Annotated in this window: 18 protein-coding genes; 8 read left to right on the plus strand and 10 right to left on the minus strand. The window is 73.3% G+C overall.

Annotation, left to right across the window (positions count from 1 at the left end; translation table 11 throughout):
• Positions 1 to 656: 656 nt before the first annotated feature.
• Both ACZ4VF_RS25095 and ACZ4VF_RS25100 read right to left on the minus strand, forming a co-directional pair.
• Entirely contained in the window at positions 657 to 2,075 is a 1,419-nt protein-coding gene (locus tag ACZ4VF_RS25095; RefSeq protein ID WP_467928695.1) for a HEAT repeat domain-containing protein, read from the minus strand.
• Positions 2,076 to 2,375: 300 nt separating this feature from the next.
• Positions 2,376 to 2,768, minus strand: a complete 393-nt coding sequence (locus tag ACZ4VF_RS25100; RefSeq protein WP_189306370.1) for an ankyrin repeat domain-containing protein — start codon at positions 2,766 to 2,768, stop codon at positions 2,376 to 2,378.
• A 283-nt stretch (positions 2,769 to 3,051) separates the two neighbouring features.
• Here ACZ4VF_RS25100 and ACZ4VF_RS25105 point away from each other — a divergent pair, with 283 nt between their 5' ends.
• Positions 3,052 to 3,246 (plus strand): hypothetical protein, encoded by a 195-nt coding sequence (locus ACZ4VF_RS25105; RefSeq protein WP_189986629.1) that lies wholly within the window; start codon positions 3,052 to 3,054, stop codon positions 3,244 to 3,246.
• 34 nt (positions 3,247 to 3,280) lie between these two features.
• The gene (locus ACZ4VF_RS25110; protein ID WP_467928697.1) at positions 3,281 to 4,891 is read left to right on the plus strand and encodes a hypothetical protein; all 1,611 of its coding nucleotides are present in this window, start codon (positions 3,281 to 3,283) and stop codon (positions 4,889 to 4,891) included.
• A gap of 451 nt (positions 4,892 to 5,342) precedes the next feature.
• Here ACZ4VF_RS25110 and ACZ4VF_RS25115 read toward each other — a convergent pair whose 3' ends face one another.
• Positions 5,343 to 6,851, minus strand: a complete 1,509-nt coding sequence (locus tag ACZ4VF_RS25115) for an SCO1417 family PLP biosynthesis transcription factor (protein WP_467928698.1) — start codon at positions 6,849 to 6,851, stop codon at positions 5,343 to 5,345.
• Positions 6,852 to 6,915: 64 nt separating this feature from the next.
• Here ACZ4VF_RS25115 and yczE point away from each other — a divergent pair, with 64 nt between their 5' ends.
• From yczE to ACZ4VF_RS25135, 4 genes are all read left to right on the plus strand, one after another.
• The gene (gene yczE / locus ACZ4VF_RS25120) at positions 6,916 to 7,641 is read left to right on the plus strand and encodes a membrane protein YczE (RefSeq protein ID WP_467928700.1); all 726 of its coding nucleotides are present in this window, start codon (positions 6,916 to 6,918) and stop codon (positions 7,639 to 7,641) included.
• Positions 7,638 to 8,414, plus strand: coding sequence for a glycerophosphodiester phosphodiesterase (locus tag ACZ4VF_RS25125; protein ID WP_467928701.1), 777 nt, complete (start codon positions 7,638 to 7,640; stop codon positions 8,412 to 8,414). Before yczE ends, ACZ4VF_RS25125 begins: the two co-directional genes overlap by 4 nt.
• 53 nt (positions 8,415 to 8,467) lie before the next feature.
• Positions 8,468 to 9,814: an MFS transporter gene (locus tag ACZ4VF_RS25130; RefSeq protein ID WP_467928702.1), complete on the plus strand. Its 1,347-nt coding sequence runs from the start codon at positions 8,468 to 8,470 to the stop codon at positions 9,812 to 9,814.
• A 278-nt stretch (positions 9,815 to 10,092) separates the two neighbouring features.
• Positions 10,093 to 10,467 (plus strand): RNA polymerase-binding protein RbpA, encoded by a 375-nt coding sequence (locus ACZ4VF_RS25135; RefSeq protein ID WP_003977404.1) that lies wholly within the window; start codon positions 10,093 to 10,095, stop codon positions 10,465 to 10,467.
• A gap of 147 nt (positions 10,468 to 10,614) precedes the next feature.
• On the opposite strand, the gene fxsA is transcribed toward ACZ4VF_RS25135, so the two are convergent.
• The 4 genes from fxsA to ACZ4VF_RS25155 all read right to left on the minus strand — a co-directional run bounded on the left by fxsA (position 10,615) and on the right by ACZ4VF_RS25155 (position 14,819).
• On the minus strand, positions 10,615 to 11,172 hold the full coding sequence (fxsA, locus tag ACZ4VF_RS25140; RefSeq protein WP_467928704.1) for an FxsA family membrane protein: 558 nt from the start codon (positions 11,170 to 11,172) through the stop codon (positions 10,615 to 10,617).
• 105 nt (positions 11,173 to 11,277) lie between these two features.
• Positions 11,278 to 12,072: a polyprenol monophosphomannose synthase gene (locus tag ACZ4VF_RS25145; RefSeq protein WP_467928705.1), complete on the minus strand. Its 795-nt coding sequence runs from the start codon at positions 12,070 to 12,072 to the stop codon at positions 11,278 to 11,280.
• A gap of 621 nt (positions 12,073 to 12,693) precedes the next feature.
• Complete coding sequence (locus ACZ4VF_RS25150) at positions 12,694 to 14,310, minus strand: amidohydrolase (RefSeq protein ID WP_467928706.1); 1,617 nt, start codon at positions 14,308 to 14,310, stop codon at positions 12,694 to 12,696.
• Positions 14,311 to 14,378: 68 nt separating this feature from the next.
• On the minus strand, positions 14,379 to 14,819 hold the full coding sequence (locus ACZ4VF_RS25155; protein ID WP_391844817.1) for an Lrp/AsnC family transcriptional regulator: 441 nt from the start codon (positions 14,817 to 14,819) through the stop codon (positions 14,379 to 14,381).
• 234 nt (positions 14,820 to 15,053) lie between these two features.
• Here ACZ4VF_RS25155 and ACZ4VF_RS25160 point away from each other — a divergent pair, with 234 nt between their 5' ends.
• A complete protein-coding gene (locus tag ACZ4VF_RS25160) occupies positions 15,054 to 15,488 on the plus strand; it encodes a hypothetical protein (protein WP_467928708.1) in 435 nt (144 codons plus the stop codon).
• Between the two features lie 6 nt (positions 15,489 to 15,494).
• Here the strand turns inward: ACZ4VF_RS25160 and ACZ4VF_RS25165 are convergent, their stop codons facing one another.
• The 3 genes from ACZ4VF_RS25165 to ACZ4VF_RS25175 all read right to left on the minus strand — a co-directional run bounded on the left by ACZ4VF_RS25165 (position 15,495) and on the right by ACZ4VF_RS25175 (position 19,228).
• Positions 15,495 to 16,592, minus strand: a complete 1,098-nt coding sequence (locus ACZ4VF_RS25165; protein WP_467928709.1) for a phosphotransferase family protein — start codon at positions 16,590 to 16,592, stop codon at positions 15,495 to 15,497.
• Positions 16,593 to 16,609: 17 nt separating this feature from the next.
• Positions 16,610 to 17,710, minus strand: a complete 1,101-nt coding sequence (locus tag ACZ4VF_RS25170) for an Rv3169 family protein (protein WP_467928711.1) — start codon at positions 17,708 to 17,710, stop codon at positions 16,610 to 16,612.
• Between the two features lie 345 nt (positions 17,711 to 18,055).
• Complete coding sequence (locus ACZ4VF_RS25175; protein ID WP_467928712.1) at positions 18,056 to 19,228, minus strand: acyl-CoA dehydrogenase family protein; 1,173 nt, start codon at positions 19,226 to 19,228, stop codon at positions 18,056 to 18,058.
• Positions 19,229 to 19,590: 362 nt separating this feature from the next.
• Here ACZ4VF_RS25175 and ACZ4VF_RS25180 point away from each other — a divergent pair, with 362 nt between their 5' ends.
• Entirely contained in the window at positions 19,591 to 20,823 is a 1,233-nt protein-coding gene (locus ACZ4VF_RS25180; RefSeq protein ID WP_467928713.1) for a glycoside hydrolase family 18 protein, read from the plus strand.
• The last annotated feature ends 12 nt before the right edge of the window (positions 20,824 to 20,835 follow it).

Genomic DNA, 20,835 nt, shown 5'->3' on the forward strand with positions numbered 1-20,835 from the left:
GCCACCGCTTCGATGGCCGGCAGTGCCCCGCCACGGCCCAACTGGGCTCCAGCAGAACCCGGCACCTCGATGACCGGTAGCGCCCCGCCACCGCCCACCAGACCCCAGAAGACCCCAGCACCTCGATGACCGGCACCGCCCCGCCACGGCCCACCAGACCCCAGCAGAACCCGGCACCTCGCAGAACCTAGAACCCAGAACCCAGCGCCCAGCAGCCAGCACCCAGCGCCCAGCAGCCAGCACCCAGCACCCAGCACCCAGCACCCAGCACCCAGCAGCTCAACGGTCGCCGGAGACGCCGGGGCCGAGGAGACCGCCGCCGACGCGCGCCGGCCCAGGCGGGCGCCGGCGCCGCGCGCGGTGGTGGGTGCGTCGGCGGCCGGGCGCAGCGGCTGCGGCAGCAGGTCGTCGCGGTGGCACGGCACCCGGCCGGTGCCGGCCGTCGCCGGCCACCGGAGGCTCGCCGTGCGGCGGCGCGGGGGACTCCGGCTCGGGCGAGGGCGGCCGGCCGGTGGCGTGGGCGGGAGCGTCGGCTGCCCACCCGAGCGGGTCGGACGGCCGTCATCGCCGCCTGACCCGCGGGTCATCCGGTGTTCACCCGGCGGGCGCTCGTCCACCGGGGGGCCGGGAAACGGGAGGGAGTGGGACGGTGCGGCTCAGCCGAGGGCGGCGTCGGGCCCGAAGCGGCTGCGGACCGCGGTCTGTACCTCGTCCTCCTCGGCCGGATCGGCGGCCAGGCGGCGCAGGCGCTCCACGACCCGGGCGTCACCGGTCTCGGCGTGCCGGGCGGCGAGTTCGCGGGTGGTCTCCTCGCAGTCCCACAGGCACTCGACGGCGAAGCCGGTGGCGAAGGAGGGGTCGGTCGCGGCCAGCGCACGGGCGGCACGGCCGCGGAGGTGGGAGGAGGCCGTCTCGCGGTAGACGTGGCGCAGCACGGGGGCCGCGCAGGCGATGCCGAGGCGTCCGGCGCCGTCGACGAGGGTCCAGAGGGTGGGGGCGTCCGGCCCCTCGCCGCGTACGGCCTCGCGGAGGGCGTCGAGGACGAGATCGCGGTCCTGTGCGCCGCCGCGGCAGGCGAGCATGCGGCCGGCCGCGGCACCGAGCGCGTCGGGACGCTGGGCCCAGCCGCGCGCGCGGTCGACGGCGGCGACGCTCCGCATCCGTTCGAAGGCGTCGACGGCGGCCTCCACGACGGGCGCCGTCCCGTCGGCGACCGCGGCCTCGATCAGGTCGAGTGCGTCCCGGTCGTTGCTGTCGGCGAGGTAGCGCAGGGCGGTGCAGCGGGCCCCGTCGGTGCCGGCCCGGGCGGCCCGGAGGATCTCGGGCCGGTCCTCGGCACCGGCCACGGCGGCCAGGCAGCGGGCGGCGGGCACGTGGAGGGCGGCACCGCGCTCCATGCCCTGCTGGGCCCACTCGAAGACGGCGCCCACACTCCACCCCGGCCGGGGGCCGGTCGGTCGCAGCTGCCGCTGCCACCGGTCGAAGCAGCCGGTCTCGTGGGCGGCACGCACACGCGTGGCGATCGATTCGCGCGGATCCTCGGCCCACAGCCGCCACGGCCGTGGCTCGAAGGCGTCGCGTACGGCGGCGGCCAGCTCGGCCTCGCCCTCGGGATCGGTGCCGAAGCGGGCCAGGACGGGGGCGGCGAGGGCGCGCAGGCCCGCGTCGTCGTCCCTGAGGGCCAGCTCGTCCAGGGCCCAGGCCCAGTTGGAGCCGTGCGCGGCGTACCTGCGCAGCAGTTCCAGGGCGTCCCGCCGGCCGTAGGAGGCGAGGTGGCCGAGGACGGCCAGGGCCAGCCCGGTGCGGGACTCGTCGGTGTCGAGGATGTCCTCGGGGTCGAAGAGGTGTGCCTCCACGGCGTCCAGCTCGCCGTTCAGGTCGAGGTAGAGCCGGGCGTAGTACAGGGAGCGGTTCTCCACCTGCCAGTCGTGGCGGGGGTCGTGCAGCACACAGTGGCCGAGGGCCGCGAGCGCTTCGGCGCGCGGGGCGGTGAGCGCGTGCAGCGTGCCGTCGCCGCGGCCCCTCTGCAGGAGGCCGAGCAGCGTACCGCTGGGCGCTATGACCGGATCGAACATGGGAAACAGCCTCACATCAAGCGTCGACGCAACCGGGGAACACGCATTACCTGGCCGCGTGACACAACGTCGGAGCGCCCGCCGTCTCTTGCTTGCTGTAGACCATCTCTCTCTGCCTCTCGTCGGTGGCCCATGCGGACCGCATCACGGCCCGCGCGGTGCGGCAACACCTGCCCAGCCATCGCGTCCGTGAATCACGACGTCATGATGACCCGCGGTGTGTGCTGCCGCGACCGTATTTCCGGCGGCCCCGTACCGCCTCCCCCGTTTTCCGTGTCGTACCTGGTCAGCGCGTCTACGTCAGTGGACGCCGAACAGTTCCAGAAGCTCCTTCTTGCCGAACATACGGGCCGTTTCGACGGCCGACGGCATGCCCGCGGAAGGGTCGGCTCCGCCCTCCAGGAGGGCCTTGATCACGTCCGTCTCACCCTTGAAGACGGCACCCGCGAGCGGGGTCTGACCCCGGTCGTTGACCTGGTCCGCCGCCGCGCCCCGGGCGAGCAGCGCGCGCACCGCGTCGGCGTGGCCGTGATAGGCGGCGAGCATCACCAGGGAGTCGCCGCGGTCGTTGGTGAGGTTGGCCGGAACACCCGCGTCGACATACGCCACGAGCGCCTCGGTCTGCCCCTGCCGGGCCAGATCGAAGATCTTGGTCGCCAGCTCCACGACCTCGGGGTCGGGGGCTTCGCTCATCGGCCGGACCGCCTCTCCATGCTGATTCGGGGACTGCTTCGTACGAGTGAATCGCCAGCGTACTGGCTCGCGTGGCACATGACCCGATGTGCCCGAGGTAAGGATCAGCAGCACCCCCAGCCCTGGACACCCCAGCCGGTCAACCGGGCCGTGACTCGCTCCTCCGTACGAGGGAAATCAGCCGGTTTCCACCCAGTTGCACCTTTAATCGTATGGATACATCCTGTGATCCTGGAAGAACTCATGGTGACTGTCCCCCACCTTCGACACCAGGAGGCCCGAAATGATCCTCTCCCTCTCAGGCGTGCTGTTTCTCGGCGTCGTCGTTTTCCTGTTCTTCCGCAAGGACGGGCTGAAGGGCTCGCACGCCACGGTGTCGGCCCTGTTCGGCTTCTACCTGTCGACCACAGGCATCGCCCCGAGCATCAAAGCCGGCGGGGAGAGTCTGGCCAGCCTCCTGGGCGGCATCAAGTTCTGACCGTCCCGCCCACACGCACCGACAGGAGTCAGCAGTGGCCCGGCGCCCTCTCCCCCGCATTCTGAGCAAGGACAGCGCCCAGATCGCCCGGATGCAGCTCGCCCGGAGCAGGGAACTGGCACGGACGGCGGCCGACAGCGCCACCGACGTCCTCCACCCGCTGATCACCGTCACGCGCGGGCTGCGCCTGCTGGCCTCGGCCGGCCGGCGCAGGTGGGCGGACACCCCCAAGGACAGGCGCGGGCCACTGCTGTTCTTCGTGGCCGCCCTGTTCCTGCTCGTGGCCCTGATGCCGTACGGGCCGCTGCTCGCCGTCGTCACCGTGATGGCGGCAGCGGCCTGGCAGGGCCGTGACCGCACCCCTCCGGCACCCGAAGGGCCCGACGAGTCCCAGACCGAACGGCTCCAGGCCCTGTACGAGGCCCTGGTGCCGTACTTCTCCGGCGCCGACGACCCGGCGCCGCTGTACGCGCACGGCGGCGCCTGGGAGAAGGCCTTCACCACGCACGAGTTCGACGACGCCGGGCGCATCGGGCATCTCGTGATCCGCTACCCCGCGTACTTCCCGGACGGCGAGGCCGAGGCCCGCCAGCGGATCGAGCAGCTGCTCACCGCGAAGGCCGGGCGCACCCGCGAGTACCACTTCGCGTGGGACGAGGCGGGCAACCAGCTGACCGTCACCGTCCTGCCCCCGCTGCCCGCCGACATCCCCGCACAGCGCTTCGTCACCGCGCCCGGTGAGACCGTGCTGGGCTTCACCGACCCCAGCGAGGTCCCGCGCACGCTCCCCCTCTCCTACGGCGAGGAACGGATCGACGTCCCGCCGGTCGTCTGGCGCACCGGCATCCGCTCCACCGAGCCGCACCTGCTGGTCATGGGCCACCCCGGCAGCGGCACGTCCACCCTGCTGCGGTCCATCGCCCTGCAGACCCTCCAGTACGGCGATGTGCTGATCGTCGACGGCGGCGGCACCGGCGAGTACGCCTGCCTGACCGGCCGGGCCGGCGTCCTGGGCGTGGAGTGCGCCCTGGCCGGGGCGCTGGCCAGCCTGGAGTGGGCCGCGCAGGAGACCGAGCGGCGGCTCATCGCGATCAACCTGGCGCGGCAGGCGGGCGACCCGCCGCCCGAGGACACCCGGCGCCCGCTGTGGATCCTGGTGGACCGCCCCGGCGTCTTCGCGCACCTCGCCGCGGCGGAAGGCCGCAAGGACCCGCAGGCGCTGCTCCAGGTGCCGCTGCGGCACGGGCGCGCGGCGAACGTGACCGTGGTCGTGGCCGAGCAGTTCGACGGCGCGGAGGTGTTGAGCGACGCGGTACGCCAGCACACGCGCGCGCGTGTCGTGCTCGGGACGGCGGCGCCGCAGCAGGTGGAGGCGGTGCTGGGCGTACCGCCGCACACGACACCGATGGCCCATGTGCCACCCGGGCGGGGGTACGCGCGGCTGGGTTCCGGTCAGGTGCACCGCTTGCAGGTGCCCCGCACGCCCGACCCCTACGACGACGCCACGAGCGACGCCGACCGGCAGGCGGTGCTGGAGCTGCTGCCGGCCCGCGCGGGCGCCGGGGCCGTGGAGCCGACGGACCTGACGAAGCCGGCGGCGGACATGACCCCGGTGGCCGCGGAGGCGATGGCGGCCGAGAGCTGACCGGGCCGCACCGTGGGCCGCGGCTGGGCCGGGCCCGTCGAGCCGGGGCCCCAACGCCCCGCACGCCCCCACCCTGACGGCACGACCACCCGCGGCCACCAGCGCGTCCCTGCAGGGACGCAAGGCACCGCGCGGCCGCCCACGACGCCCCCCACACCCACGAACGCGCCGAACCCGCACCCGCCCAAGCCACAAAGCCCCCGCCCAGGCCACGAACGCCCCCGCCCACACCTCAAGCCCCCGGGCCCCTACCCCGCCTGCCACACCTGGCAGCACGACCACCCGCGGCCACCAGCGCGCCCCCGAAGGGACGCAAGCCACCGCGCGACCGCCCACGACGCCCCCCACACCCCCGAACGCGCCGAACCCGCACCCGCCCAAGCCACAAAGCCCCCGCCCAGGCCACGAACGCCCCCGCCCACACCTCAAGCCCCCCGGGCCCCTACCCCGCCTACGCCACGAACGTCCGTGGTGCCTCGCCACCCCCCGTCGCACCGGACTCCACCAACCGGGCCGCGGCGGCCAGCCGTCCCGCGGCCTCCTCCGCCACCGCTCCCCCGACGGTGAACGGAAGGCGGACGTAGCCCTCGAAGGCGCCGTCGACGCCGAAGCGGGGGCCGGACGGGACGCGGACGCCGGTCCGCTCTCCCGCCTCCGCGAGGCGGGAGCCGGAGAGGCCGCCGGCCCGGACCCACAGGGTCAGGCCGCCCTGCGGCACCTCGAACTCCCAGTCCGGCAGCTCCCGCCGGATCGCGGTCACCAGCGCGTCCCGGTTCTCCCGCGCCTGCGCCCGGCGCAGCTCGACCGCCTGCTCCCAGCCCCCGGTGCTGAAGAGCCAGTTCACGGCCAGCTGCTCCAGCACCGGCGTGCCCAGGTCGGCGTAGGCCCGTGCGGCGACCAGGCTGCGGATGACGTCCGGTGCCGCCCGCACCCAGCCGATCCGCATCCCCGCCCAGAACGCCTTGCTGGCCGAGCCGACGGTGATCACCGTGGAGCCGGCCGGGTCGAAGGCGCACACCGGCCGGGGCATGCCACCGTCGCGGAACTCCTCGTCCAGCCACAGTTCGGTCATCGTCTCGTCGGCGACGAGCACCGTCCCGGCCGAGCGGGCCGCGTCCACCAGCCGGCGCCGCTGGTCCTCGCCGGCGAGCGCCCCGGTGGGGTTGTGGAAGTCGGCGACGACGTAGGCGATCCGTGGCGCGGCCTCGCGCAGCACCTGGCGCCAGCGCTCCATGTCCCAGCCGGACAGGCCCTCGGCCATCGCGACCGGGATCAGCCGGGCACCCGTCTCCCGCATCAGCTGGAGGATGTTGGCGTAGGACGGGGACTCCACGGCGATCCGCTCGCCGCGGCCCGCGAAGAGGTGGCAGATGGCGTCGATGGCGCCCATCGCCCCGGTCGTCACCATGATCTGCTCCGGCATGGTGGGGATCCCGCGCGCGGTGTAACGCTCGGCAATCATCGAGCGCAGGGCGGGCAGCCCGGCCGGGTAGTCCCCGTGGGTGTGGGCGTACGGCGGCAGTTCCTCCAGCGCGCCCTGCACGGCCCGGGTCAGCCACGGCTCGGGCGCCGGGAGTGAGGCGCAGCCCAGGTCGATCACCGAGCCGAGGGCCTCCGGGGGCAGGGGCTCCAGGCCCCGTGCCGGGATCGGGTTGCCGGCCGGTACGGCGGTCCAGCTGCCGGCTCCGCGCCGGGACTCCAGGAAGCCCTCGCCGCGCAGCGCCTCGTAGGCCGCCGCGACGGTGGTGCGGCTGACGGACAGCGCCAGGGCCAGTTCGCGTTCCGCGGGCAGACGCGCGGCCACCGGGACGCGGCCCTCCAGCACGAGCAGCCGGATGCCGTCGGCGAGGGCGCGGTAGGCGGGGGGACGGCGGGTGCCGGGGCCGGCCGGGCGGTCCTGCTGGGAGTTGAGGAGCCGGGCGAGCTGCGCGGCCCCCACGGCCGAGGTCCACTGCGCCATGAAGATCAGTCCACCTTCCCCGAATTGGCCATGGATGGCGATTCATTCCAAGCCACAGAGTGTCATGCGTCAGGCCACCGTCACCACCCAGGGGGGAATTCCCGTGTCCACTGCCGATCCCGCCACGCCCGGCGCCTCCCCTCCCGGCCGCCGTCTCCCCCGCCGGCTGGTCCAGCTGTACACCGGCCTCACCCTCTACGGCGCGAGTTCCGCGCTGCTCGTGGCGGCGGGGCTCGGTCTGGAGCCGTGGAACGTGCTGCACCAGGGGCTCGCGGAGCTGACCGGGCTGAGCATCGGGGTCGTGTCGATCATCGTGGGGGCGGCGGTGCTGCTGCTGTGGGTCCCGCTGCGCCAGCGGCCCGGGCTCGGCACGGTCTCCAACGTCTTCGTGGTCGGCCTCGCCATGGACGGCACGCTCGCGCTGCTCCCGGACGCCCGTTCCTTCGCCGTGCGGGTTCCGCTGCTGCTGGCGGGCATCGTGCTGAACGGGGCGGCGACGGGTCTGTACATCGCGGCTCGCTTCGGGCCGGGTCCGCGTGACGGGCTGATGACGGGGCTGCACCGGCGCACCGGCCGGTCGATCCGGCTGATGCGGACGGCGGTCGAGGTGGCGGTGGTCGTCACCGGGTTCCTCCTCGGCGGCACCATCGGGGTGGGCACCGTGCTGTACGCGCTGTCCATCGGCCCGCTCGCGCAGGCCTTCCTGCGGGTGTTCGCCGTCCCGGCGGCATCGACGGGCAGCACGGTCGTTGCCGGCGGGACACCGGAACGAGCCATACTGCGTCCGTGACCCTCACGACACCGCCCCCGCGCCACCCCTATCTGGACCACCCGGGGCCGATCGCCTTCGCCCACCGGGGCGGGGCGGCCGACGGCCTGGAGAACACCGTGGCGCAGTTCCGGCGCGCGGTGGAGCTGGGCTACCGGTACATCGAGACGGATGTGCACGCCTCGGCGGACGGTCGCCTGGTGGCCTTCCACGACGAGACCCTGGACCGGGTCACCGACGGCGCGGGCCGGATCGCGGACCTGCCGTGGGCGGAGATACGGCACGCGCGCGTGGGCGGCCGGGAACCGGTGCCGCTGTTCGAGGAGCTGCTGGAGACGTTCCCCGGCATCCGCTGGAACGTCGACGTCAAGGCGGAGCCCGCGCTGCGCCCCCTGCTGGAGCTGATCGAGCGCGCGAACGCCTGGGACCGGGTCTGCGTGGGCTCCTTCTCCGAGGCGCGGGTGCTGCGGGCGCAGCGGCTGGCCGGACCGCGGCTGGCCACCTCGTTCGGCACGCGCGGGGTCCTGAACCTGCGGCTGCGCTCCTGGGGGCTGCCGGCCGCGGTGCGCCGCTCGGCGGTGGCCGCGCAGGTGCCCGAGGCCCAGTCGGGCGTGCCCGTGGTCGACCACCGCTTCGTCCGCGCCGCCCACGCGCGCGGACTGCAGGTGCACGTGTGGACGATCAACGAACCGGCACGCATGCACCGGCTCCTCGACCTCGGCGTTGATGGCATCATGACCGATCACATCGACACGTTGCGCAAGGTCATGGAGGAGCGCGGCGTCTGGGTCTGACCGCCCGGCCGCCCGGCCGAGCCTTCGCAGGAGCAGGGGAAGCGAGGGCACGGGTGAGCACCGACACCGTGCGGACCGGAGCGGCGGACGAGGCCGCCGTCCTCCGGCGCGAGCAGCGCGGCTGGTACGCCTACGACTGGGCGTGCTCGGTCTACTCGACGAGCGTCCTCACGGTGTTCCTCGGCCCGTACCTCACCTCGGTCGCCGAGCGCGCGGCGGACGGCGACGGCTATGTGCACCCGCTGGGGATCCCGGTCCGTGCGGGCTCCTTCTTCGCCTACTCGGTGTCCCTGTCGGTGATCGTGGCGGTCGTCCTGATGCCGCTGGCGGGCAGCGCGGCCGACCGCACGGGCCGCAGGAAGCCGCTGCTCGCCGCGGCGGCCTACACCGGCGCGGCGGCGACCACCGGGATGTTCTTCCTGGACGGCGACCGGTATCTGCTCGGCGGGGTGCTGCTCGTCGTGGCCAACGCGGCGCAGTCGGTCGGGATGATGCTCTACAACTCCTACCTGCCGCAGATCGCCCCGCCCGAGCAGCGTGACGCCGTCTCCTCCCGGGGCTGGGCGTTCGGCTACGCGGCGGGCTCCCTGGTGCTCGTCGCCGACCTGGTGCTGTACTCGGGGCACGCCTCCTTCGGCCTCTCCGAGACGGCGGCGGTCCGCATCTGCCTGGCCTCGGCCGGACTGTGGTGGGGCGCCTTCACCCTCGTACCGCTGCGCAGGCTGCGCGATCGCCGCACGCGCGCGGCGCACGCGACGGCGCCGGGGCTGCGGCAGCTGGCGGCGACGGCCCGGGACATGCGCCGTCATCCGCTGACGCTGGCGTTCCTGCTGGCGTACCTCGTCTACAACGACGGCATCCAGACGGTGATCACCCAGGCCTCGGTCTACGGCTCCGAGGAGCTGGGACTCGGGCAGTCGACGCTCATCGGGGCCGTGCTGCTGGTGCAGGTGCTGGCCGTCGCGGGCGCGCTGGCGATGGGCCGGCTGGCGCGGACGTACGGGGCCCGGCGCACGATCCTCGGCTCGCTGGTGGCGTGGACGCTCACACTGGCGGCGGGCTGGTTCCTGCCGGCGCGGGCGCCGATGTGGTTCTTCGCGCTGGCCGCCGGGATCGGCCTGGTCCTCGGCGGCAGCCAGGCGCTGTCGAGATCGCTGTTCTCGCACCTCGTGCCGCCGGGCAAGGAGGCCGAGTACTTCGCCGCGTACGAGATGAGCGACCGCGGGATGAGCTGGCTCGGCCCGCTGCTGTTCGGCGTGACGTACCAGCTGACCGGGAGCTACCGGTCCGCGATCTTCTCCCTGGTGGCCTTCTTCGTCCTGGGGTTCGCGCTGCTGGCGCGGGTCCCGGTGCGGCGTGCGATCGCCGAGGCGGGGAACCCGGTTCCGGAAAGGATCTAGCGTCGATTTCGCACTCGGCGTGAAAGGGCGGTAGTGTACGCGTTTGGCCTGCCAGGCGTACCGTTACTGCGCGTCAAAGATGCCGAAACGCTGGGTGACATCTGCTAGCAGATGTGACAAACCGGGCGCCTGTGGGTAGAACAAGGGGCGGCTACGACGGCGACGCATGACCCGGAACGGGACTCGGAACGGGAATCTTTACCGCCGACCGGACGTTGACCGGATGACGACGACAGCGACACCTGTCCTGTGGGCGACAAGCCCGGGAGGCACGATTCATGAGTGAGCGAGCTCTTCGCGGTACGCGCCTCGTGGTGACCAGCTACGAGACGGACCGCGGTATCGACCTGGCCCCGCGCCAGGCCGTGGAGTACGCATGTGAGAAGGGGCACCGTTTTGAGATGCCCTTCTCTGTCGAGGCGGAGATCCCGCCGGAGTGGGAGTGCAAGGTCTGCGGTGCCCAGGCACTCCTGGTGGACGGCGACGGCCCTGAGGAGAAGAAGGCCAAGCCCGCGCGTACCCATTGGGACATGCTGATGGAGCGGCGTACCCGCGAGGAACTCGAAGAGGTCCTCGAGGAGCGTCTGGCGGTTCTGCGTTCGGGGGCGATGAACATCGCGGTCCATCCCCGGGACAGCCGCAAGAGCGCCTAGTCCCAGCGGGACTTCGGCCGGTCTTACAGCGCAACGCATCCGACTGCGGGCGCCGTACGTGGATTCCACGTACGGCGCCCGCAGTCTTTGTCTTCCTACTTCATCGGCTCCGCGCGCGTGGGCTGAGCGTCCGGGGCGGCTCGCGGGTCAGCGCGTCAGCGGCGGGCGGGGGGCCTGCGGGGCGCCGTGCGGCTGGTCGTCCCGGATGACCTCGCCCTGCACCACCCTGCCGTCGGGCCGGTGCATGCGGGCCTGCTGGAAGGCGTCGCCGAGGCTGCCGGGGGCGGCCTTGCGCAGGCTGCGCTCCAGGGCGTTCTCGGTGAAGCGGCCGACCGCCTTCTGGACGGGCGGGAGCAGCAGGAGCAGGCCGGCCGCGTCCGAGACGAGGCCGGGGATCATCAGCAGCAGACCGCCGAGCATCGTCAGGCCGTTGCCGCCGCCGCGCGCCGGCGAGCCGCCCTGCCGCAGTGCCTCGTTGAGGTTCCGGAAGGCGCGGCGGCCGGCCCGCTTGATGACCACGGAGCCGGCCACGACTCCCGCGACGAGCAGCAGGAACACGGTGGGGCCGCCCGCCGCGCCCGCGACCACGGTCAGCAGCCAGATCTCCAGCACCAGCCACACGGCGAGGCCCAGCGGCAGGTACCTGCGCAGCCGGGAGGGCCGACGGGGGGCGGTGTAGGGGGAGGTCGGAGCGCCAGTCGTCATGCTCCCAGTGTGCCTGGGCGCGCCTCAGCACGGGATAAGGGGTGCGATCAGCCGGCGCCGGATCCCGCGCGGCCGGACGGTCGGATCCCGCTCCGCCAGGCGTGGCTAGGCGTGCTTGTCCTTGCCGGTGATCTTGCCCAGGCGGTCCCCGACGCCCCAGGCGGTGACCCGCCACAGTGCCTCGACCACGATGTCCCGGCTCATCTTGGAGTCGCCCAGTTCGCGCTCCACGAAGGTGATGGGCACCTCGACCACGTGGTAGCCGGCCTTGACCGCGCGGCGGGCCAGGTCGACCTGGAAGCAGTAGCCCTGCGAGGCGACCTCGCCGAGGCCGAGTCCCTCCAGGGTCTCCCGGCGGAAGGCCCGGAAGCCTCCGGTCACGTCGCGGATCGGCACGTCGAGCATGAGGCGCGAGTAGGTGGAGCCGCCGCGCGAGAGGAACTCACGGGACTTGGGCCAGTTCACGACCCGGCCGCCGGGCACCCAGCGGGAGCCGAGGACCAGGTCTGCGCCCTTGAGCGCGGTGAGCAGCCGGGGCAACTCCTCCGGCTGGTGGGAGCCGTCGGCGTCCATCTCGATCAGCACGCCGTAGCCCTGTTCGAGGCCCCAGCGGAAGCCCGCGAGGTAGGCGGCGCCGAGGCCCTCCTTGCCCTTGCGGTGCAGCACCTTGACCTGGTCGTCCTCGGCGGCCAACTCGTCGGCGAGCTTGCCGGTGCCGTCGGGACTGTTGTCGTCCGCGATCAGTACGTGCGCCTCGGGGACGGCCTTGCGTACCCGGCCGACGATGGCCTTGATGTTCTCCGCCTCGTTGTAGGTCGGGATGATCACCAAGGCCGTGCCGAGCGGACCGAACTGCCTCCCCTGGGCCTTGGCCTCGAGGGTCCCGTCGCCGTCGTTCACTGCTGCCCCTTCATGTCGTACGCAGGGTCCACCATAGTGGCCGCCGCCTGGGAAGACGTGACAGTGCGCGCGTATCGTGGTGTCGATTCCCCAAGAGCGGGGTAAGAGCGTTGCTTTTCGGCACCTTCCGGCCGCGTCCGAGCTCTTTCCGGCCGCCTGCGGGATCGGCCCGGTCGCTTGCGGGATCGTTCCGGTCGCCTGCGGCCGCCTTCGTACCGCGGCGGATGGGGGCCCGGCGCCCTTCGGGCCGACCTGGGACCCGCTGGCTGCGGGTCGACCGAAAGCCGTTGTCTACTGAGCGCCCGGGCCCCACCCGGGTCACACCTGGCCGACCAGCCTGGACGTCCCCTCGTCGGCGCGGGCGCTGAGCCTGGCTCCCAGTGGCGGTGCCCCGGTGCGGCACACCGTCCCTGACCCAGCGGCGCCGCGACGAGTCGGCTGAACGTCCCCCGGTCGGACGTCCGGTGGTGGACTCGGACGAACCTACCGGCCCCTGGCCGGAGACTGTCAAACACCCCTCCGACCAGGGCTGACGGCACCTGTGTCCCGGTCGGCGCGGAGGATCCGCAGGTCGGGCGGCGGTGCCCCGGCGGCCGGCGGCCGGTGCGCCACCCCGGGAGATCACTCGCCCGGCCGTACGAACACCGTCCGTCCGCCCACCACGGTGCGCAGGCAGACCGGCAGGTCACGGCCGGGGGTGAGGTCGGGCAGGCCGGGGGTGCCGGAGCGCGGGTCGGTGGACCAGCGGGCGACCCGGTCGTCGGGGGCCTGGACGACCAGTTCGTCGGTCCGCCAGACGGCGTAGTCGGCGGGTGCGCCCGGGACCAGGACGCCCGCGTCGTCGCGGCCGACGGCCCGCCAGCCGCCGCGGGTGTGCGCGGTGAACGCGGCGCGGACGGAGACCCGGTGCTCGGCGGTCCGGTGGAAGGCGGCGGCGCGGACCGTGCCCCACGGGTCGAGCGGGGTGACCGGGCTGTCCGAGCCGAACGCGAGCGGGACGCCGGCGCGCAGCAGCGCGGCGTAGGGGTTGAGGGTGCGGGCCCGCGCGGCGCCCAGGCGCCGGGCGTACATGCCGTCCTCGCCGCCCCACAGCGCGTCGAAGGCGGGCTGGACGGAGGCGATCAGACCCAGCTCGGCGAAGCCGGCGATGGTCTCGGGGGTGAGCATCTCGGCGTGCTCGACGCGGTGCCGGGCGGCGCGGATCCGGGCGAGGCCCACCTTCTCGGCGGCGGTGCGCACGCCCTCGACCACGGCGGCGACGGCGGCGTCGCCGATGGCGTGGAAGCCGGCCTGCAGGCCCGCCTCGGTGCAGGCCACCACGTGGGCGGCGACGGCGTCGGCGTCCAGGTAGGCGGTGCCGGTGTGTCCGGCGTCGGCGTACGGCTCGTGCAGGCAGGCGGTGTGCGAGCCCAGGGCGCCGTCGGCGAACAGGTCGCCCGCCGCGCCGGCCGCGCCCAGCTCGCGGGCCCTGGCCACTCCTTCCTCGCCCCGCTCGGCCCAGTAGCCGACCACGCGGGGGCCCGGCAGTTCGGCGGCGAGCCGCAGCAGGCCGGTGAAATCGTCCTCGGCGGAGATCTGCGGGCCGCCGCACTCGTGCACGGTGCCGATGCCGAGGGAGGCGGCGTGGGCCAGCGCGGCACGCTGGGCCTCCTCGCGCTGGGCGGGGGTGACGGCGGCGAGGGCGGCCGCGCGGACGGCGTGGTGGGCGTCCTTGGTGAGCGGGGCATCCTCGCGGGGCACGTCGGCGGCGACCAGGTCCAGCAGGGCGGTGCTGACGACCGCCGAGTGCACGTCGATGCGGGACAGGTACAGGGGGCGTCCGCCGGTGGCCTCGTCCAGCTCCGCGCGGGCCGGCGGCCGGCCGCCGGGCCAGCGGGCGGCGTCCCAGCCGTGGCCCAGCAGCACCCGGTCGCCGGGGCGGGCGGCGGCGAACTCGCGGATCCGGGCGAGGGCCGCCTCCAGGGAGGGGGCGCCGGACAGGTCGAGGCCGGTCAGGGCGAGACCGGTGGCGGTGGTGTGCACATGGGCGTCGGTGAAGGCCGGGGTGACCAGGGCGCCGTCGAGGTCGACCACCTCGTCCACGCCGTCGGCGAAGGCATCGGCGGCCCCCTCGCTGCCGACCCAGGCGACGTGGCCGCGCTCCACCACCATCGCGGTGGCGAAGGGGTCGGCGGGGCTGTGCACCTCGCCGCGGCGGAGCAGGACGGTCTTGGGGGGCTCGGCGGTGCGGTTGCTCATAGCCGACAGTTTCCCGCCTCCGCCGTCCCGGGCCGCACCCGGGGCACCCGCACGGCGCCCGGGCGCCGTCAGATCCTCGGCGGCCGGGCCTCGTACGGGGTCGAGAGGACCACCGTGGTCCGCGTCGACACCCCGGCCAGCGAGCGCAGCCGGGCCAGGAGCTCCTCGAGTTCGTGCGGGGTGGAGACGCGTACCTTCAGGATGTAGTTCTCGTCGCCGGCCACGCTGTGGCAGGCCTCGATCTCGGGCACGCCGGCGAGGCGGTCCGCGATGTCGTCGGGGGCGCTGGGATCGAACGGTTTCACCGAGATGAACGCGGTGAGCGGCAGCCCGACGGCCTCGGGGTCGACCACCGCGGCGTAACCGCGGATGACGCCACGCTGTTCGAGCCGGCGCACCCGCTGGTGCACGGCCGACGTGGACAGGCCCGTGGCCTTGCCCAGGTCTGTGTAGCTCATCCGCCCGTCCTTGACGAGCAGCTGCACGATCTGACGGTCCAGCTCCTCCATGGCGCCTCAACCTACAGTGCGCTTGATCTCCACGGATACCTGAGAGGCGCAGGTCATTCCCTGTTCCGCGGAAAAAGCACCGGGACGGGCACCTGCGCACGGTGTGTGACGAACACCACACGCCTCCGGCGGGCTCCGTGATGTTCTCGTGATTACCGCCGAGACCGGACGGGAAGTGCTTGCTGTGGTCGAGGCCGCAGTGCCTTCACGGCCCAGCCTTAGGGGGAGAATCCCATGCAGAGTGTCCATCGCCCTGGTCGTTCCGCGTCCGCGCACCGGCAGCCGGTCGCCGAGCCCGAGCCGGAGGGCGTCGAACCCGACCCCTTCGACGAGGAACTGGACGCCTACGACACCTTCGAGATGTACCGGGTGATCTGCCCGGACTGCGCGCAGCCCATCGCGCTGCTGGCGGACGAGGAGTTCCTGCCGGAGCACGCGCTGTGCGCCTCGCCGTGGAACCCGTTCGGGCTCACGGTGTGCGCGGGTACGGGCCGTGCGGCGGCCGACGCCCGCCCGGCGGACGAGTCCGTCGAGCCGCAGGAGCAGGACACGGCCCTGCTGCTGACGCTCCCCCAGGGTCTTGACTGGCGGACGCAGCCCTTCTCGCACGTCGGCGGCCCGGGCTCGCGCCCGATGCGCGTGCCGGTGATGCGCCGCCAGGCCGCCTGAGCCGGCTCACCCCACCCCGTAGGTGCCCTGCACCATGGCGCGCAGGCTGTCGTGGTGCAGGATCAGCGTGTCCGGGTCCGCCGGGACGGCGGCCTCCCCGAAGTACACCCGCCGGTAGGCGACGCGCAGCATGACGATCGCGTGCCGCAGGGCGGCGTAGAGGGTGTGGAAGTCCATGTCCCGCGGGGTGTGTCCGGTCAGGCGCGCGTAGCGGGCCTCGACGCGGTCGCGGCGCAGGAAGTCCGGCAGGCCGCGCTGCCCGGAGCCGGTCGCGAGGTCCTGGAAGAACCGGTGCAGGTAGATCGTCCAGCCGAGGTCGACCTCGCGCGGGGCGAGCGCCGCCATCTCCCAGTCCAGTACGGCGACGGGCTCGAAGCCGTCGTGGACGACGTTCCCGATGCGTGCATCCCCCCAGGTCAGGACGGGTTCGCCGGGGTCGGGCGGCCACAGCTGCTCCAGCCGGTCGAACGCGGCCTCGATGAGGGGCGAGCGGGCCAGTCCGTCGATCACCCAGGCGTAGTAGGCGCGCTGGGCCGTCACGTGCCGGCGCAGCGCGTCCCCCGGGCCCGGCAGGGCGAGGAACCCGGCTTCCGTCGGGGGGACCTGGTCGTGCAGCCGGGCCAGCAGCCCGACCATGGCCGCTTCCAGGTGCTCGCGTTCGGCGTCCTTCGCCGCGTGCAGCCAGTTGCCCTCGTAGGTGTACGGCATGACGTCCGGGGGGACCCGCCCGGGCACCCGTGCCATGACGAGGAACGGCGCCCCGAGCGGGCCGGGGTCCTCCTCCAGCCACAGCACCCGGGGCACCGGCACGTCCGTACGCTCGGCGACGAGCTTCAGGGTGCGGTACTGGCGGGCCATGTCGTACTCCGGGAAGACGGTGTACGCCGACGGGTCGGCCGCCAGCCGCAGCACGCAGGAGCGGACCGGCGGCCGCGGATGGTCGATCTCGAACAGCAGGGTCTCGCTGGACATGCCGTTGGAGGCCGGGACGGTCACGCCGGCCGCCTTGGCGCCGGGCAGGCGGGCGCCCAGCCAGGCGGTGAGGCGGCGGGTCAGTTCCCCGGGGTCCCGGGTGGTGGTGCGGGGACGCGGTGCCGTGGCCATGACGACGAACAACCTCCTTACGGCGCGGTGGAGTGGAAGCCGGTGAAGCCGCTGGGGTCGTGCCGGCCGAAGCAGCCGTGCTCGAAGACGCCGTACCCGGTCCGGCCGTCCATGCGGAAGCGTGCGGAGTGGTCGGTGACGCCGTAGGCGGCGCGCGGGTGCGGCGCGGACAGGTCGTAGCTGCGGCGGTCCACCCAGCCCCTGCCCTGCCAGGTCCCGTGCTGCCAGTCGTCGGCCGGCGGGTAGCCCGCGCCGATCGCGAGCGGGGAGGAGGCCAGGATCTCCACCTCCAGTTCCTGCGGCGTGCGCGGGTCACCGAGGTGGATGACGGCGCGTTCGGGGTGCCGGGTGCCGGAGCGGTAGCCGATCTCGGCCCGCGGCCAGCCGAGTTGGCGGTCGCGGTGGCCGGGGCGGACGAGGGTGGCGTCGTTCAGGGAGCGGTAGCCGTCGGCGTCCTCCTGGGTGATGACCATCAGGAAGCGGTCCTCGAAGACGACCGGGCACCAGATCCAGTGGAAGCCCTCGGTGGGGTGGTCGGCGGCGAGCCGGCCGCCGTCCTCGCCGGGGACCGGGCGCACGCCCCAGCTGCGGTCCCGGGTACCGGTCCAGCCCTCCGCCGCGACGGCGAACTCCGTGCCGGCCGCCCGGATCACGCCCGTGACCCGCCCGGCCTGGACGAAGCGGCGGCCCTCCAGGGTCAGCCGGTCGCCCCGGCGCTGGAGGTGGTGCGGCTCCCACAGGGCCGGGAAGGCGGCGGTCCAGGTGAGGTCGTACGACAGCCGCGCGTCGGTGCAGACCAGGCGCAGGCGCTGGAGCGGTCGTAGCACCTCGATGCGCAGGGGGCCGACGGCGAGCCGCATCCGGTCCTCGCCGAGGGCGTCGGAGGCGCGCACGGCGTGCAGGGTGTCCCCGGTGCGCAGGGTGGCGTAGGCGTCGATCACGCCCAGGTTGGGGTAGACGCCGAGGCCGAGGATGAGCAGGGCGCGGCCGGTGTGGTCGAAGACGTGGAAGATGCAGCGGTCGTAGGCGTTCCGGTCGCCGGTGGCCAGGTGCTTCATGGAGAGCGGCACCTGGTGCACCGGGTACTCGTCGAGCGGTACGGGACGGTCGTCGGCCACGGGCACCCCCTGGACGATGGTCAGCTGACGGTACGTCAGCCGACCGGAGGTGGCCAGAGCGGTGACCGGACGGGGGTGGACTGACGCACGATTCCGCCAGGGGGTGACCTGTCCCCCGGTCTCCGCGTTGCCCGGGTATGACCCCCACGTACTCGGTGACCGGGCGTCAGCGCCGGATCTTCGTCCCGCGCCCGGCAGAATCGGTTCCGCCGGCCGCGCCGGCGCAGGACCCGCCCATCTACCGCGATCTGATGCGGACCTGGGCCGACCGGGGCCGCACCCTGCCGGGCCGCCACGACCCGGAGTGGGTCAGGCTGGCGGCCCCGACGGTCCGCACGGGCCAGTTCAGCGACCTTCTGGCCCCGCCAGGTGACGGGCGATGACCATCCGCTGGATCTGATTGGTGCCCTCGACGATCTGCAGGACCTTGGCCTCGCGCATGTAGCGCTCGGCCGGGAAGTCGGCGGTGTAGCCGTAGCCGCCGAGTATCTGCACCGCGTCTGTGGTGACCTTCATCGCCGCGTCGGTGCAGTGCAGCTTGGCCATGGCGGCCTGCTTGGCGAAGGGCCGGCCGGCGTCGCGCAGCCGGGCCGCGGCGAGGTAGAGCGCGCGGCCCGCCTCGATCTGGGTGGCCATGTCGGCGAGCATGAAGCGCAGGCCCTGGAAGTCGGCGATGGGCCGGCCGAACTGGCGGCGCTGGGTGGCGTAGCGGACCGCCTCGTCCAGGGCGGCCTGGGCGAGGCCGACGGCACAGGCGGCGATGCCGAGCCGGCCGGAGTCGAGCGCGGAGAGGGCGATGGAGAAGCCCTGGCCCTCCTCGCCGATGCGCCGGTCGTCCGGGACGCGGACGCCGTCGAAGTGCACCTGCGCGGTGGGCGAGCCCTTCATGCCCATCTTCTTCTCGGGCGCCGCGCCGCTCACACCGGGCGCGTCGCCGGGCACGAGGAAGGCGGTGATCCCGCGCGGCCCGTCCTCGCCGGTGCGGGCCATCACGGTGTAGAAGTCGGCGATCCCGCCGTGCGTGATCCAGGCCTTGGTGCCGTCGATCACCCAGCCGTCGCCTTCCCGCACCGCCTTGGTGCGCAGGGAGGCGGCGTCGGAGCCGGAGGACGGCTCGGACAGGCAGTACGCGCCGAGCAGGCCGCCGCCGAGCATGGCGGGCAGGTGCTCGACCTTCTGCTGCTTGGTGCCGTAGGAGGCGAGCGCGTAGGACGCGAGCGTGTGGACGCTGACGCCGAGGCCGACGGTGAGGCGGGCGGAGGCCAGCTCCTCCAGGACCTGGAGGTAGACCTCGTAGGGCTGCTCGCCGCCGCCGTAGTCCACGGAGTACGGCAGGCCCAGCAGGCCCGATTCGGAGAGCAGGGTGAAGATCTCGCGTGGGAAGCGTCCCGCGTCCTCCTCCTCCGCGGCCTTCGGCGCGATCTCGCGCTGGGCTATGTCCCGGACGAGGGCGAGCAGGTCTCTCGCCTCTTCCGTGGGCAGTTGACGCTCCACCGGCTGCGGGTCGCGGTCGGACATGGCGTCGGGCTCCTCCCTGTTCGGGCACCGGCGGTCCGGCCCGGGGTGGGGGCGGCTCCGCCTGGTCGTTGCGCTGGACCCCAGGCGCCCGCTCCCGGGTCTCGGAAGCTGCTGACCTGCGGCATGCGCAGTGAGTATGCCCGATCAGCGACCTCCCGTCACCAGTTAACGACCGCTTACTTCAGGAGTCCAGTCAGGGCCTCGCGCGCGGCTTCCCGCCGGGCGTCCCGCGGCTGCGCCGGGCTCGATATTGGTCCGAACCATTGACCTAGTGGTCTAGTCCTCCTACTGTGCATGACCCACGCTTTACCGCGTTCATGCCAATCGGCGCGCGATCCCCTCTCCCCCACGAGGAGACACCGATGCACGCTCCCCGCCCCTCCCGCGTCCGCGCACTCGTCTCGGCCGCCTGTACCGCCGCCCTCGGCGCCGGCCTGCTGGCCGGCACGGGCACGGCGACCGCCGCGGCGCCCGGCGCCCCGCGGCTGTCGGCCGGCTCCAAGGTCGTCGGCTACTTCACCGAATGGGGCACCTACGACCGCAAGTACTACGTCAAGAACATCGAGACCTCCGGCTCCGGGGCCAAGCTGACCCACATCAACTACGCCTTCGGCAACGTCACCGGCGGCAAGTGCGCCATGGGCGACTCCTACGCGGCCACCGACCGGGCCTACACCGCGGCCGAGTCCGTCGACGGCGTCGCCGACACCTGGGACCAGCCGCTGCGCGGCAACTTCAACCAGCTGCTGAAGCTGAAGAAGAAGCACCCGGGCCTCAAGATCCTGTGGTCCTTCGGCGGCTGGACCTGGTCCGGCGGCTTCGGCGAGGCCGCGAAGAACCCGGCCGCCTTCGCCCAGTCCTGCTACGACCTGGTGAAGAACTCGAAGTGGGCGGGTGTCTTCGACGGCATCGACATCGACTGGGAGTACCCGAACGCCTGCGGCAACACCTGCGACACCAGCGGGCGCGAGGCCTTCAAGAACCTGATGGGCGCCCTGCGCTCGAAGTTCGGCTCCGGGAACCTGGTGACCGCGGCGATCACCGCGGACGCCACCGGCGGCGGCAAGATCGACGCGGCGGACTACGCCGGGGCCGCCCAGTACGTCGACTGGTACAACCCGATGACGTACGACTACTTCGGCGCCTGGGACTCGACCGGCCCGACCGCCCCGCACTCCCCGCTGAACTCCTACGCGGGCATCCCCAAGGCGAACTACTACACCTCGGCCACCATCGCCAAGCTCAAGGGCCTCGGCGTCCCGGCCTCGAAGCTGCTGCTCGGCATCGGTTTCTACGGCCGCGGCTGGACCGGCGTCACCCAGACGGCCCCCGGCGGCACGGCCACCGGTCCGGCCGCCGGAACGTACGAGCAGGGCATCGAGGACTACAAGGTGCTCAAGACCAAGTGCCCGGCGAACGGCACCGTCGGCGGCACCGCCTACGCCAAGTGCGGCAGCGACTGGTGGAGTTACGACACCCCGGCCACCATCGCCACCAAGATGTCGTACAAGAACCAGCAGGGTCTCGGCGGCACCTTCTTCTGGGAGCTGAGCGGCGACACCGCGAACGGTGAGCTGATCAGGGCGATCAACTGACGGTTGCCCCCG

The organism is Streptomyces sp. NPDC029151, from assembly GCF_055564315.1.

What these genes read in the sequence shown, in the direction of transcription:
- yczE (WP_467928700.1), top strand. Translation starts at nt 6,916, where the DNA reads ATGCGTCAGGCCACCGTCACCACCCAGGGGGGAATTCCCGTGTCCACT.
- ACZ4VF_RS25160 (WP_467928708.1), top strand. Translation starts at nt 15,054, where the DNA reads ATGCAGAGTGTCCATCGCCCTGGTCGTTCCGCGTCCGCGCACCGGCAG.
- ACZ4VF_RS25175 (WP_467928712.1), bottom strand. Translation starts at nt 19,228, where the DNA reads ATGTCCGACCGCGACCCGCAGCCGGTGGAGCGTCAACTGCCCACGGAA.
- ACZ4VF_RS25095 (WP_467928695.1), bottom strand. Translation starts at nt 2,075, where the DNA reads ATGTTCGATCCGGTCATAGCGCCCAGCGGTACGCTGCTCGGCCTCCTG.
- ACZ4VF_RS25165 (WP_467928709.1), bottom strand. Translation starts at nt 16,592, where the DNA reads ATGGCCACGGCACCGCGTCCCCGCACCACCACCCGGGACCCCGGGGAA.
- fxsA (WP_467928704.1), bottom strand. Translation starts at nt 11,172, where the DNA reads ATGACGACTGGCGCTCCGACCTCCCCCTACACCGCCCCCCGTCGGCCC.
- ACZ4VF_RS25155 (WP_391844817.1), bottom strand. Translation starts at nt 14,819, where the DNA reads ATGGAGGAGCTGGACCGTCAGATCGTGCAGCTGCTCGTCAAGGACGGG.
- ACZ4VF_RS25150 (WP_467928706.1), bottom strand. Translation starts at nt 14,310, where the DNA reads ATGAGCAACCGCACCGCCGAGCCCCCCAAGACCGTCCTGCTCCGCCGC.
- ACZ4VF_RS25135 (WP_003977404.1), top strand. Translation starts at nt 10,093, where the DNA reads ATGAGTGAGCGAGCTCTTCGCGGTACGCGCCTCGTGGTGACCAGCTAC.
- ACZ4VF_RS25180 (WP_467928713.1), top strand. Translation starts at nt 19,591, where the DNA reads ATGCACGCTCCCCGCCCCTCCCGCGTCCGCGCACTCGTCTCGGCCGCC.
- ACZ4VF_RS25115 (WP_467928698.1), bottom strand. Translation starts at nt 6,851, where the DNA reads ATGGCGCAGTGGACCTCGGCCGTGGGGGCCGCGCAGCTCGCCCGGCTC.
- ACZ4VF_RS25100 (WP_189306370.1), bottom strand. Translation starts at nt 2,768, where the DNA reads ATGAGCGAAGCCCCCGACCCCGAGGTCGTGGAGCTGGCGACCAAGATC.
- ACZ4VF_RS25105 (WP_189986629.1), top strand. Translation starts at nt 3,052, where the DNA reads ATGATCCTCTCCCTCTCAGGCGTGCTGTTTCTCGGCGTCGTCGTTTTC.